Annotated in this window: 13 protein-coding genes; all 13 read left to right on the top strand. The window is 53.3% G+C overall.

The window, feature by feature from the left end; translation table 11 throughout:
- Positions 1-363: 363 nt before the first annotated feature.
- The gene (locus CO251_RS02095) at positions 364-894 is read left to right on the top strand and encodes a sulfocyanin-like copper-binding protein (RefSeq protein WP_103374153.1); all 531 of its coding nucleotides are present in this window, start codon (positions 364-366) and stop codon (positions 892-894) included.
- Positions 891-2,921 (top strand): molybdopterin-dependent oxidoreductase, encoded by a 2,031-nt coding sequence (locus CO251_RS02090; RefSeq protein WP_158246128.1) that lies wholly within the window; start codon positions 891-893, stop codon positions 2,919-2,921. The genes CO251_RS02095 and CO251_RS02090 overlap by 4 nt, the downstream gene beginning before the upstream one ends.
- A 1-nt stretch (position 2,922) precedes the next feature.
- Positions 2,923-3,837 (top strand): glutamate formimidoyltransferase, encoded by a 915-nt coding sequence (ftcD, locus tag CO251_RS02085; protein ID WP_103374152.1) that lies wholly within the window; start codon positions 2,923-2,925, stop codon positions 3,835-3,837.
- 16 nt (positions 3,838-3,853) lie between these two features.
- On the top strand, positions 3,854-4,252 hold the full coding sequence (acpS, locus tag CO251_RS02080; RefSeq protein ID WP_158246127.1) for a holo-ACP synthase: 399 nt from the start codon (positions 3,854-3,856) through the stop codon (positions 4,250-4,252).
- Positions 4,224-5,729: an NAD(P)H-hydrate dehydratase gene (locus CO251_RS02075; RefSeq protein ID WP_158246126.1), complete on the top strand. Its 1,506-nt coding sequence runs from the start codon at positions 4,224-4,226 to the stop codon at positions 5,727-5,729. Before acpS ends, CO251_RS02075 begins: the two co-directional genes overlap by 29 nt.
- Before the next feature lie 32 nt (positions 5,730-5,761).
- Positions 5,762-6,868, top strand: a complete 1,107-nt coding sequence (alr, locus tag CO251_RS02070; RefSeq protein ID WP_103374149.1) for an alanine racemase — start codon at positions 5,762-5,764, stop codon at positions 6,866-6,868.
- A gap of 46 nt (positions 6,869-6,914) precedes the next feature.
- Positions 6,915-7,169 carry a CopG family ribbon-helix-helix protein gene (locus CO251_RS02065; RefSeq protein ID WP_242968231.1) on the top strand — a complete coding sequence of 85 codons (255 nt, stop codon included), beginning with the start codon at positions 6,915-6,917 and terminating at the stop codon, positions 7,167-7,169.
- A 12-nt stretch (positions 7,170-7,181) separates the two neighbouring features.
- Positions 7,182-7,541 (top strand): type II toxin-antitoxin system PemK/MazF family toxin, encoded by a 360-nt coding sequence (locus CO251_RS02060; protein WP_242968238.1) that lies wholly within the window; start codon positions 7,182-7,184, stop codon positions 7,539-7,541.
- A gap of 45 nt (positions 7,542-7,586) precedes the next feature.
- The gene (locus CO251_RS02055) at positions 7,587-8,330 is read left to right on the top strand and encodes a gamma-glutamyl-gamma-aminobutyrate hydrolase family protein (RefSeq protein WP_242968218.1); all 744 of its coding nucleotides are present in this window, start codon (positions 7,587-7,589) and stop codon (positions 8,328-8,330) included.
- Entirely contained in the window at positions 8,323-9,339 is a 1,017-nt protein-coding gene (locus CO251_RS02050) for an asparaginase (protein WP_103374147.1), read from the top strand. The genes CO251_RS02055 and CO251_RS02050 overlap by 8 nt, the downstream gene beginning before the upstream one ends.
- A gap of 117 nt (positions 9,340-9,456) precedes the next feature.
- On the top strand, positions 9,457-9,879 hold the full coding sequence (locus tag CO251_RS02045) for a rubrerythrin family protein (protein WP_103374146.1): 423 nt from the start codon (positions 9,457-9,459) through the stop codon (positions 9,877-9,879).
- A gap of 65 nt (positions 9,880-9,944) precedes the next feature.
- Positions 9,945-11,207 carry a heterodisulfide reductase-related iron-sulfur binding cluster gene (locus CO251_RS02040; RefSeq protein ID WP_103374145.1) on the top strand — a complete coding sequence of 421 codons (1,263 nt, stop codon included), beginning with the start codon at positions 9,945-9,947 and terminating at the stop codon, positions 11,205-11,207.
- Positions 11,208-11,271: 64 nt separating this feature from the next.
- Positions 11,272-11,847: a DUF3501 family protein gene (locus tag CO251_RS02035; protein WP_103374144.1), complete on the top strand. Its 576-nt coding sequence runs from the start codon at positions 11,272-11,274 to the stop codon at positions 11,845-11,847.
- Positions 11,848-11,948: the final 101 nt, after the last annotated feature.

The raw sequence follows: 11,948 nt of genomic DNA, 5'->3' as shown, positions 1-11,948 counted from the left end.
GGTGCCACCCTATTTGGCAGATCGATAGATTCTGCCCGCTCTTTGGCTTTTAACGCAGCTCCGCGATCAACTCATCGCTGATGTCCTCCTGGGTGGAATCGGGTTCGGGCAGCACATCGGGTTCCATCCTACCGACTTTCTAGAGAACCGCCCGGCTCTTCCCATTCATTGGCCGTTTGTGAAATTATAATCACAGGAGCGTGAAGCTGTAAAGAGTTTTGGCAAAATAAATTTGAGCGAGACAATACCAACCCCAACTTCCAGGAATTGTCCGCGGCGTTTTCTTGTCATTTTGTCAGCTAACGCATAGGATGAAGGAGATAAGGTTGGAGGTTGGACTACGAAACGAAAGAGGACAAGCACGTGAGAAAATGGTCATTCCTAGTTGCAGGGATTGCCTTGGCAGGTACGATGTCAGGGTGCGGACTCTTTGCAGGTCCCCCTCAGCAAAAAGTTCCTGCCATGGTGATACCGTCACCAAGTCATTCCCAAAGTGTGTGGATGCACGCCAATGCGGCACAACACACCGTGGATTTGACGGTGATTGCCGGGTATGCCAGTCAGGGCTTTAATCTTAATGGTACGGCCAACGGCGCGATGTGGGTCACAGTGCCAGAAGGCTGGCATGTGGTGATTGAATTTACGAATGATAGTGGGCTTGCCAATTCATGGGCGGTTGTGCGGGGACCGCAAAGTACACAAGCGCTGTTTCCCGGTGCAGGAACACCGCCGTTGGCGAAAGGAATTTCCCAGGGCCAACGGCGAACATTGAGTTTTGTGCCGACCATACCTGGCTCATTTCGTTTGGCCAGCTTAGTGCCAGGCCATGAATCATCAGGGATGTGGGCTCATTTCGTTGTGACACCATCGGGCCAACCCTCGTTGCGGCTGTGAACACGCCACACGACGAGGTCGTGCATCAAGTCTGCCCGCATGACTGTTATGACACGTGTGGTCTCGATGTCAAACGCGTGAACGGGCGCATTATGCGCATCACAGGGGCGAAAGACCATCCTATCACGCAAGGTTTTGCCTGCTTAAAAGTTAATCGCTATCTTGAACGACTGAACCATCAAGATCGCGTGCTGTTTCCCTTGAAACGCACTGGCCCCAAGGGGTCAGGGAATTTTCAGCGTGCCTCGTGGGATGAGGCCCTCGATGCGATTGGCACAAAAATGCAGCATATCGTTCAAACATATGGTGGCGAAGCCATTCTTCCTTATAGTTTTTCAGGCAACATGGGGGTGTTGAGCGAGGCGTCCATGGATCGGCGCTTTTTTAACGCCTTGGGTGCCTCACAACTGGCGCGGACGATCTGTACAGCCTCAGCGGATATGGCTTTGCGCTGGGTGTATGGGCAAAGGCTAGGGCCTGATCCAGAAACCATTGGGCGGGCTGCATTAATCCTCTTGTGGGGAAGCAACCCGGTTGTGACTAATGTTCATGAAATTCCTTTGTTAGATCAGGCGCAATCGCAAGGCGCTGACATTTATGTGGTCGATCCGCTTTACACGGACACCGCCGCCCGTTATGGTCACCATATCGACCTTAACCCTGGCAGCGATGTTGCTTTAGCGTTAGGTCTCGGTCGGTATTTAGTGGCCACGGGACAATATGACAAATCCTTCGTTGCCCAGTATGCGCAAGGATTCGACGCCTATCTCGAACGCGCGTGGCCGTGGACCTTGGATGAGACAGCCCGGGTTACTGGTGTGCCTGTGGCGACCATAGAGCGTTTAGGCGAGCGCCTGGCGAGCGTGCGTCCTTTGCTCTTGCGTACCGGGTATGGTGTACAAAGACAGGAGCATGCGGGAGAAGCTGTCTGGGCGATTTCTGCGTTGTCCGTGATCACCGGATCATACCGGGATGTGGGGGGCGGACACTTGCTAGGGAATGGCGATGCTTTTCCCCTTAACTGGGACCGATTAACACGCCCAGAATTGCGATCGGGAAATCCCCGCACAATTAATATGGTACAGTTGGGAGATGCCTTAACCCAATTGGATGATCCCCCTATTAAAGCTTTGATTGTGTATAACAGCAATCCCGCAGCGACGGCGCCGGATCAAGGGCGGGTTCTAGCGGGACTACGGCGTGAGGATTTGTTTACGGTCGTGCACGAGCAAATGTTGACGGACACGGCTCAGTATGCGGATTGGATATTGCCCGCGGCGATGGCCTTTGAAACCCTCGATCTCCATACGTCGTATTGGCACCGTTATATTCAGTTAAGCCCGCAAGCTGTATTGCCGGCAGGCGAAGCGGTATCGAATACCGAATTTTTTCGGCGTTTGGCTAGAGCCTGTGGATTTAAGGACGCTCCATGGTGTCAGGATAGTGATGAAGATCTGATTCGGCAAGCCCTTGATACACAGCATCCGTGGCTTCATGGCATTACGTGGGAAAGTCTGCAAAAACGTCCGGTGCAAAAAGTCAACCTTAAGGTGTCGGACCGTCCATTTTTAGATACTAAGGACCACAACGGTCCTCTCTTTAGGTTGTACCCTTTACCTGTGTTGCCGTTTACTCCACCTCAGACGCCAGCAGAATATCCTCTTGTTCTGATTACGCCTTCGCGCCAAAATACGATTAAGTCGAGTTTTGGTAATAATCCCCGGTTGCTTATTCGAGAGCCTAATCCCACCATTTATGCGCATCAAGAGGATATAGAGCACTTGGGATTGCAAGATGGGCAGCGCGTACGCGTCGAAAGCCCGACAGGCCATGTAATTTTGCAGCTGCGCGGCAGCAAGCAGGCACGACCCGGCGTCGTCTTGAGTTATGCCGTACGTTGGAACCAAGACGGGGGAGGCGTCAATATTAATCAGTTGACGAGTCAAACGCTGTCAGACTTTGGTGGGGGGGCCACGTTTTACAGTACGCGGGTGAGGATAATTCCCTGGGAAAATGAGGTCGAGTGATATGTGGATAGAATGTGTGCCCAATTTTTCAGAGGGTCGGCGTCTGGACGTCATGCAAGCCATCGCGGAGGCGGCCGCTAGTGCGGGAGCTCGGGTGTTGGGAATGGAAGGGGATTATGACCATAATCGGTCGGTGTTGACATTAGCCGGGGAGACCGCGACTGTCGAAGAGGCCGTACTGCGTGCGGCGTTTGTGGCGGTGTCGCAAATTGATTTGCGTCGGCACGTGGGAACTCATCCGCGGATGGGAGCTATCGATGTCATTCCTTTCATTCCCTTAGAGGGTACGAACATGGCGGATGCCGTCCAGGCGGCGCAGAGGGTGGGGGAGCGGTTGGGGCGTGAGCTTGGACTTCCCGTGTATTTGTATGAGCACGCGGCGACGATTCCACAGAGGCGTAACTTGGCCGATGTGCGGCGCGGAGAATTTGAGGGTCTGGCAGCGCGAATGTCCAGTGATGTGCCGGACTACGGCCCCTCGTCTCCCCATCCGAGCGCGGGGGCGGTAGCAGTGGGGGCGCGCAGGCCGTTGATTGCCTTTAATGTTTTTTTAAACACGACGGATATTCAAGTCGCGCAGGCCGTAGCTAAAGCAGTGCGTAATTCTAGCGGAGGGCTCGCAGGGGTCAAGGCATTGGCCATGGATACCGTCTCGCAAGGACAGGTACAGGTATCGCTCAATTTGGTCGATTATCCTAAGACATCTTTGCCGCGGGCTGTGGAAATGGTCCGGCAAGAGGCGCAGCAGTATGGCGTTAGTGTGGCCCGCACGGAATTGGTGGGGTTGATGCCCGTCCAAGCTCTATTGGATACGGCACGGTATTACTTGCAACAGCCCGACTTAACTTTAGAACGGATTTTAGAATGGCAATTAATGGAACAAATAGATGATGCGGGGCGGGTTGACAAGCCATGAGGAGAACGGGGCGGGCATGATTCACGGAATAGGCGTCGATGCGACGGAAATTGCACGGATTGCGAAAGCATTGGAAAACCCGCGTTTTTTACCGCGCATCTTTACCCCCGCCGAATCACTGAGCGTTGGGGACGGACCCGAAGCGGTTAGGCGTTGGGCGGCTCGGTTTGCGGCAAAAGAAGCGCTCATTAAGGCTTGCGGAGGGATTCGAGGTAGCCGCTGGACTGATATTGAAATCGTGCGCCAAGAGCATCATGAGCCTTTGGTGAGGGTTAAAGGTCCTTTAGGCGTGTGGTTGCAAGAGCGCCAATTGCACATCTGGATGTCTTTTACCCATGAAAGGCTTTATGCTATTGCCATGGTGGTGCTGGAGAAGAGGGAGGACTATGCGTCACAACCAGATATGGAGCGTTGAAGAGGCCAGGCATTATGACCGCCGGGCCCAAGACTTTGGGGTCGGGTTTCTGTCCTTAATGGAAGTGGCGGGCGCCAAAGCCGCAGCACGGTGGGGTACGCAACTACCGAAAGGTCGAGGACTCGTACTAGCAGGTCCTGGGCATAATGGCGGCGATGCGTTAGTTGTAGCACGCTACCTAGCCCGCGACCATGATACCGACGTTTGTTTTCCTTTGGCGGAGCCGCAGTTTGCGGGAGCAAAGGGTCTGAAACAAGCGGCTATTGCGCATGGTGCTAGGGTGGTGGAGGTTGATGACGTCATACCGTCGGTCGCGCACTATGCCTGGGTAGTGGATGGAATTTTTGGCACGGGTTTTCACGGGAATCTTGATCCAACCGTCGCGCAAATTTTTGAGGCAATGTCCGCAGCCGGTACGGCGATGTATGTGTTAGACATCTTGTCTGGCGTTGATGCCGATAGTGGGGCATATCAGGGGCCGCCATTGGCTATCGCGAGTACAGTCACCTTTGGCGGTGCGAAATGGGGCCACTTCGGGTATCCGGGTGCCCTCTACACGGGGCCATTGACGATCGCGGATATTGGATTGGAGTGGCCAACAAACGGTGACGGGTGGATTAGTCCCAAATGGGCGTATGGTCACAGACCTGTGCTTGCCGTGGGGGCTCACAAGTATCAGCGTGGACGAGTGGCTGTTGTCGGAGGCTCGGTGGCGATGACGGGCGCTCCTGTCATGGCGGGAATGGCGGCCTTGCGGGCGGGCGCAGGTCTTGTGCAACTCATTGTTCCGCACAAAGCCCGTCGACGCATGGCCGTACCGGAGCCGTTGATGGTATGGCCGTCGACGGGACGCGGATTATTGACCACCCAGGATTTAGAACAACTCATGCGTGCCGACGTCATTATCTTTGGACCGGGTATGGGGCGTGAGACGGGTGTTTTAGCGTTAGAACAGGTCGTGGGCTTGGGTAAGCCGTTAATCGTGGATGCGGATGGGCTATACTGGCTTGCCAAACGGCCGGACTTGAGGTTACCCGCGCGGTCGTTGTTAACCCCACATAGCGGGGAAATGGGCATGCTGTTAGGGATCAGTGCGGCGGTGGTCGATCATAATCGGGTCAGTGCATTTCACCAAGCCTATCGTCGGTATCAGACGACGTTGGTGCTCAAAGGGCTTTATACGCTCACGGGGGATGCCCAGATCCTAGTGAATACGGCGAATACGCCGGCGTTAGCCACGGCTGGGTCCGGGGACGTGCTAAGCGGTATTGTGGCGGGGATTTTAGCCTCAGCACCTCAAATGTCTAGTGCACAAGCGGCGGCGCTGGCCACGTATGTGCATGGGTGGAGTGGCATTCATGCCGCACGCCACCATGGCCGTAGCGTTGTGGCAACGGACCTGATTGAGTGCTTGGGGCAAGCGTGGCACAGTGTGGAAACCGAAGAGGAGCCTCCACAGTTGCCGCAGTGGATATAGCCTCATAGCCCAAGAGAACAGGGGGACCACCAGTGAGACCAACAATTGCGCGCATTTATTTAGACCGTTTGCAGCATAACGTGTCATGGATTTTGAACCGGTTGAATCCGCATGTACAACTGATGGCCGTGGTCAAGGCAGACGGGTACGGCCACGGAGCGGTTCCGGTGGCCCAAGCGGCCTTAAGTGCGGGAGCTTCGTATTTGGGTGTCGCTCTCGTGGGAGAGGGCGTGGCTTTGCGTAACGCTGGCATAGACGCTCCTATTTTAGTGCTGGGCCAACCGGCCGCCCAAGAAGTTACGGAGGCGCTGGACAATCAGCTGGATTTAGTGGTCTTTGACCCTGAGCGATTTGCGCAAATCGAAGAGGCGGCCAAAAAGCGTCAGAGGCCAGCACGGGTGCACTTGAAGATGGATACTGGGATGGGACGCATTGGTATGCTTCCCGCACACTTGGATGATGCGTGGATTGAACGTCTGCGCTCGCCCCACGTGATATTGGCAGGCCTTATGACGCATTTCGCGAATGCGGATGCGTCTGACCCGCTATTCACCCAGCATCAAGTGGCGGTGTTCTTGGATATTGCCGAACGTCTGCGACAAGCCTCTATCGAGCCATTACTGATGCATGCCGCTAATTCGGCTGCGGCACTAAAATATCCAGGAACGCAATTTAGCATGGTGCGGGTGGGGATTGCGATGTATGGTCTTGAAGCATACCATCCGATGCCTAAGGGATTACGGCCTGTCATGGAGTTGATCAGTACAGTGACCTTTGTCAAAGACGTGGACGAAGGGTTTGCTGTAGGCTACGGGAGCACATTTGTGACCGACCGTCCCATGAAAATTATCACCGTCCCCATTGGCTACGCGGATGGATACCGGCGTGCTCTCTCTAACCGTGCCCATGTATTGATTCGAGGTCATCGTTACCCGGTGGTTGGCCGCATTTCGATGGATCAGTTGTCCGTCGGGGCAGATGCCGCTGCACCCATTAATGTAGGGGATCCGGTGGTGCTGATAGGCGAGTCGGGGGGCCTCACCGTAACGGCTGATGACTTAGCCCGAGAAGCGGATACCATTGGGTATGAAATTGTTACCGGAATTTCGGCGCGAGTGCCCCGTGTTTACGGTGATTGACAGCGATTTTTTGCGCAGACTATAATGAAGAGCATCAGGGAAAGAGGTGGGCATTTTGGAAGAAAACCGTCGGGTGATAGTGCGCATGCCCCATCATTTGGTGGACGCACTGGACAAAGTGGCGGATGGCGAAGGGCGTCACCGGAGCGAGGTCATTCGCGAAAGTGTCGAGTTTTACATCGCCGAACAAAGAAAACGGCAACTCCGGCAAGAACTGATTCAAGGATATCAAGAGCTTGGCGCGCTCAATGCGTCCTTGGCAGAAGAACCGTGGGAATATGCCGGGAGCCCTCAGGAGTAAATGACGGTGGCCATATCTGATGTAGTTGTAAAACGCGGCGATATTTTTTTTGCGGATTTGTCTCCCGTGGTCGGTTCCGAACAGGGAGGAATCCGCCCAGTTTTAATACTGCAGAATGATATTGGCAATCGCTATAGTCCCACGACGATTATCTGCGCGGTCACATCGCAAGTCTTCAAAACGCGGCTGCCCATCCACGTGGATGTCAAGGCCCACGAATCCAACCTCGATCGGGATTCCGTTATTCTTCTCGAACAAATTCGGACGATTGACAAAAGACGACTGAAAGAGCGCATTGCGCACTTGAATCCTGATATTATGAATCGTGTCAATCAAGCGATTGTCATCAGCCTGGGGCTTACTGACCTCTAAACAGGCTGATTACGTATTTTCGTCTTAATAAGGAGCGAGAGTTTATTGGAAAGCAAACCCCTCATAGCGATTTCCATGTCTCGTGAGTTAGGACCGGATAATGTCTATCGGGACTTTTTACGGGCGCCGTATTTGCATGCCGTTGTTCAAGCGGGAGGCATTCCTGTGTTATTGCCCAATGTTCCCGAAAGTCAAGAAGCATTGTTGCGGTGCGATGGGCTATTGTTAACGGGAGGCGGCGATTTTGATCCCGCAGCCTACGGGGCTCTGGATGCGGGAACGAACCAAGCTAGTATCTCAAAAGACCGTGACCGTACAGAAATCGCATTAGTGCGCGCGGCCCTCCAACACAAAATGCCTGTGTTTGGCATTTGCCGCGGTGTGCAGGCGATTGCGGTGGCTCAAGAGGGGACGTTGGTTCAAGATATCCCTCGTGTGTATCCTACGTCTGATATTCACCATAATCAGTCGCAGCCGCGTCAACAGGCCACCCACGGTGTCACGGTATTGCCGGGTACGAAACTTCACCATGTTACGGAAACAACGGATTTGCGGGTTAACTCCTTTCACCATCAGGCTTTAGACAAGGTGCCCAGTGGATGGAATGTGGCCGCCCATGCAGAAGATGGACTCGTTGAAGCGATTGAATATCCGGGAAACTCATGGGGCATTGGCGTTCAGTGGCATCCTGAGGACCTTGTCGATTCCGAGACTCATGCCCGCAAACTGTTTGCGGACTTTGTTGATGCCGCACGGCAATATATGGAACAGGAGAGGCATAATGTCTGAACTGGCAGTAGAAATTACGCGGGGCGGTCATGTAGAAAGTCGAGCCTATGCCGACGTGGCGGTGGTGGATAGTCTTGGGCATATTCGCTATTGGCTCGGAGATCCACAACGTCCCACGTTTTGGCGCTCTAGCGCCAAACCCTTTCAAGCGTTGCCAGTGGTGTTGGCCGGGGGAACAAGCCAATACCACTTCACCACGGAAGAGGTGGCCATGATTTGTGCGTCACACGGTGGAGAGCCCGAGCATGTGAAGACGGTTGCAGGTTTGCTGTCTCGTATCGGGGCAACGCCGGAGGATTTAGCCTGTGGCGTGCATGCGCCAAGCTATGGGCCCGCAGCGCATGATCTCGAGGCCAAAGGGATAGCGCCCAGTCCGCTCCACAACAATTGTAGTGGCAAGCATACGGGAATGTTGACCTTAGCCAAAGTCTTGGGTGTACCCTTTGAGGGCTATGAAAATCCGAGTCATCTTGTGCAACAAAAGATTCGTGAGAGCATCGCAAAGATGACCGGCGTGGACCAGTCTGCGCTCCAGACGGGTATCGACGGCTGTAGCGTGCCCACATTTTTTCTCCCCTTGGCACGTATGGCGTACGCTTATGCACGATTGGTCGACCCGCGGGGACTGGAAGAGCCTTGGCAGGTGGGCTCGACCCTTATCGCGGAAGCAATGCGGCTTCACCCCTATTTAGTATCGGGAACGGGACGTCTCGAAGTCACTTTAGCGGAGGCCACAGCGCACCGGTTTGTTGCCAAAGGCGGAGCCGAGGCGGTATTTTGCCTTGGAATTCCAGAACGAGGCTTGGGGCTTGCGGTGAAAATGGACGACGGCATGTCCCGGACCGTGCCGACCGTTGTCATTCAAGCCTTGCGTGACATGGGGGCCCTTAGTGATAGCGAAATGGCGGCGTTAACAGACGTCATGGCGCCCATTTTGCGTAATCACCGTGGGGTGGAAGTGGGTCAGATTCGTCCGGCCTTTCACTTGCACTCAGGAAAATTAGCCTAGGCTTAGATTGCTGGATAAATAATATCCGTTACATGATTGAAAAGAACATCCTCTCTCATTAGAATAATTCTTAGGTAATCTCGGTTACCGAAAAAATCTAACGAGGGGGGTTTTCTTTTGCCGTCACTGCTGAATACCCAGACTCACAGTAATCTTAAAGAAGCTTTTGCCGGAGAGTCGCAAGCTAATCGGCGTTATCTGTATTTCGCGCAAAAAGCCGACATTGAGGGGCGTCCCGATGTCGCAGGACTATTTCGTGATGTTGCTGAGGGAGAAACGGGTCATGCTTTTGGGCATTTTGAGTTTTTAGAGGAAGTGGGCGATCCCGTGACTGGGGTACCTGTGGGCTCAACCGAGGATAACTTGAAAAGCGCTATTGAAGGCGAAACGTATGAATACACCCAAATGTATCCTGGGTTTGCTAAAGTGGCCCGTGAAGAGGGCTTCGACGACATTGCTGAATGGTTCGAAACCTTGGCACGCGCTGAAAAGAGCCATGCAGGACGATTTACCAAAGGCTTGGCGGCACTAGACGATTAAGTCACCGCACATCAAGGGGCCTTTAAGGCCCCTTGATGGCGATGAGGCGAAAAGGGGTGTCCTGTATGGAATATAATCCTAATCACGAGCGTTATTGGGATGAGACGGCCTTATCCGAAGATATGAAGAAAGCCTTTGATATTTGCAATGGCTGTCGGTTGTGCTATAGCCTTTGTCCTTCCTTTCCTGAACTCTTTCGAGTGGTCGAGTCTCATGAGGATGACGTCGATCTGTTGACAGATGAGGAAATGGCCAAGACCGCAGACCTCTGTTATCAATGCAAATTATGCTATCTCAAGTGTCCATACATTCCGCCGCATCGTTTTGATTTGGATTTTCCCCGTTTGATGCTCAGATCCAAAGCGGTCCGCGCCAAAAAGCACGGAATTAAACCCGCCGATCGGTTTTTAGGGGACCCCGAGCGCATTGGGCGATTGGGCACAGCAGCGCCTACGTTATCCAATTGGAGCAATCTTCAGCCGGTGATGCGACAACTCTTGGAAAAAACCGTGGGCATTGACCATCGCCGACATTTGCCTAAGTTTGCGCTTATGAGGTTTTCACAATGGATTGAAAAACACCAAGAGCGCACCAAAACGGCGGATGTGGCAATCTTTTCGACGTGCACAGTGGAATATCATGAACCAGGCATTGGGCAGGCAGCGCTTAAAGTGTTAGCGCATAACGGTATTCAAGCGGAAGTGCCAGCTTTTCAACAATGTTGTGGCATGCCTGCTTTAGATGGTGGGGATATAGCCGGGGCCACCTTGCGTGCGCGCCAGAATGTGGCGGTCTTGAAACAATTCGCCCGCGACGGCAAGCCTATTTTAGCGTTACAGCCTACCTGCGCATACGTTCTGAAGAAGGAATACCCGCTGCTCCTCGGAACCGAAGATGCGGAATTGGTAAGCCGTAACACGTGGGACGTGACGGAATATTTGGCCCAGATGGCGCGAAAAGGCGAATTAAAGAAGGATTTTGCGGAAGCCTTGGGTACAGTCACCTACCACTTATCATGTCATACAAAGGCTGAGGGGCTCAAGCGGCAAGCTCGGGATCTGCTCACTTATGTAGACGGCACGACAGTCAATGTTGTCGATCATTGTGCCGGGATCGATGGAACATGGGGGCTGAAAGCGGAATTTTATGATGAATCACAGAAGGTGGCCGCCAAGTTAACGCAGGCTTTTCACAAAGCCCATGATACCCAAGCTTGCTCAGATTGTGCTTTGGCAGGATTGCAGATTGAAACGGTCACCGATCAGCCACCGCGTCATCCTGTCGAGCTTTTAGCTCAGGCCTATGGATTGCACAAAGCCCATGACTAACGTGGTACAACGCAGCAGTCTGTGCGAAGTAAGCGTTTAATCCTAAGAATAGGAGGGAAAGCCATTGAAGCCATTGACTTTGGCAGACATCGCGTCGGCTGAACAATTTGCCAAAGAACGCGATGCATTGCGGAAGCGTCTGATTGCGCTTAAGAAGATTCGTCGTGTTGACGTCGGACCGCGCATCGCCATTGTGTTTGAAAATCGCGAGACGATGCGATTTCAAATCCAAGAAATGTGCCGCATTGAACATATTACAGATCCGCGTTTGATCCAGCAAGAAATTGACATCTACAATGAGCTATTGCCCCTAGGTCACGCGATTGGCGCGACCTTACTGATTGCCTTGACCCAAGAGGATGATATTGCGCAAGTCTTACAGCAACTGTCGGGCGTCGAGGAACACGTCTTTTTAGTGGGTGAGGGATTTCGTGTGCATGCGCAAGCCGAAGCAGGACGATCCACCGAAGAGAAGACCAGCGCAGTGCACTATCTTACTTTTAATTTTACGCTCGATCAAATTAATGCGCTCGCGTTGTCACCGCGAGTGTCCTTGGCCATTCATCATGCGGGATATGATTTTCAAACGGTTCTCGAGGACATGACGAAGGCATCATTGTTAGCCGATCTTATCCACTAACTCCACTAAGGGGTGAAAGCCCTTTGTCGGACGGTTGCCGATAGATGTCGCACTGAGGAGTCCAGGTCGGGGCTCCTTTGTTTTTTAAGTGGACAAGTGTA

The organism is Sulfobacillus sp. hq2, assembly GCF_002903155.1.
GTDB classification, from domain to species: Bacteria; Bacillota; Sulfobacillia; order Sulfobacillales; family Sulfobacillaceae; genus Sulfobacillus; species Sulfobacillus thermotolerans.
This window is presented reverse-complemented; position numbering and strand designations above follow the sequence as displayed.